This is a genomic window from Paenisporosarcina sp. P4_E4_2 (assembly GCF_056401595.1).
Genome location: NZ_JBFUJC010000533.1, coordinates 1 through 1281, shown reverse-complemented (window position 1 = coordinate 1281; position 1281 = coordinate 1). Strand labels below are relative to the sequence as shown.

At 30.2% G+C, this 1281-nt stretch carries 2 protein-coding genes; both read left to right on the top strand.

Features of this window, described 5'->3' with window-relative positions; all coding sequences use genetic code 11:
* Nucleotides 1-3: 3 nt before the first annotated feature.
* Nucleotides 4-174, top strand: coding sequence for a colicin immunity domain-containing protein (locus tag AC1DSB_RS19455; protein WP_477587435.1), 171 nt, complete (start codon nt 4-6; stop codon nt 172-174).
* Between the two features lie 81 nt (nt 175-255).
* On the top strand, nt 256-1146 hold the full coding sequence (locus AC1DSB_RS19450) for a hypothetical protein (protein WP_477533270.1): 891 nt from the start codon (nt 256-258) through the stop codon (nt 1144-1146).
* Nucleotides 1147-1281 lie beyond the last annotated feature (135 nt).

The window sequence follows — 1281 nt, the reverse complement described above, 5'->3', positions numbered from 1 at the left end:
GTAATGGGCAAACCCTTATTTGAAATTCTGAATGGGTTATTTGAATCAGCAGATTGTTACTGGCATGAGTGTCTTCCTGGACAAGAGACTCCATACGAAATATCAGAACAACAACTAAGAAAAGAAATAAATGAAGCATTAATTAAATTTAATAACCATTTACATAGTCGTTAGAGCTTATTCAACTAACGGAGCGGTTTAGTTGAATAAGGAATGACATAATTATTAATAATTTAAGAAAGGTAGGATAGTGGATTGATGAATATTCAAAAATTGACTCAAATCATCTTAGGGAGTATTTCAATCCTAATTCTAAATGGATGTGACTCTAAAGATGATTTAAAAAAGCCAGTTCAAGATTATTTAAAAACTAATTATGGATTTGAAAAGGAGTTTCAAATTATAACAGCAGAAAACAATTTCTTGGTAGATTATAATTACGATACTCATTTAAGAATTGATAAACCGTATTCAGCGTATCCAAGACTTACTTTTGAAAAGGAGACTCATCAGGATAAAAGTATTATCTATAATTTTGTTCAAGAATCAAGTGATGATTTTTATTTAGAAATGTTTAAAGGTGCATATATAGAGCAGCATCCTGAAGTTATTCACGCGACGAATAAAATAATAAAAAAGTATGGATTAGTAAAATATCCTCAAAAAGTTGTTATTGAGGATGGAGAACCTGCCTACATGTTCCCTTTCGATAATATTGAATTAAATATAGTATATTCTCAAGAAGTATTAGAAGATTTTAAAAAGACCCAAAAGATTGATACCAATGCTCTTTTACCTACATTGAAACCAAGTGATCCTCGGCGTGAAAATTATAATTCGAGGTATATAGGTGTGGTGAATTTTTTATTTGAATTTGACATGAATAAAAATAAACATCCTATTCCAAAAGCTAAGGATTTAATAGTGGACTTTCAACAAAGTGGGGTATTAACTAAAGGGATATACAACATTGATATGTTGGTAGATGATTCAAATCCTGATCATTCGGTAGGATGGGAGTATAATAATGTAGCTTTATTTGAAGTTGATGAAAATGGTAAATATACTATAATTGCTACACCTAAATATGATCATCTATATAACTCATACTTTTACGGGGATTATGTAGCTAAAAAAATTAAATAATAGGTACACTAACTTGTTCAACTAACGGGTGCTTTACTTCAATAAGGAGTAAAGCCATTTTTCCTATTCAACTAACGGAGCAGTTTAGTTGAAGCCTATTTATTATTCGGGAGGGTATTTATACGTCTTTAGATG

Coding starts and splice junctions, on each gene's coding strand:
- AC1DSB_RS19455 (WP_477587435.1), top strand. CDS start 4: ATGGGCAAACCCTTATTTGAAATTCTGAATGGGTTATTTGAATCAGCA.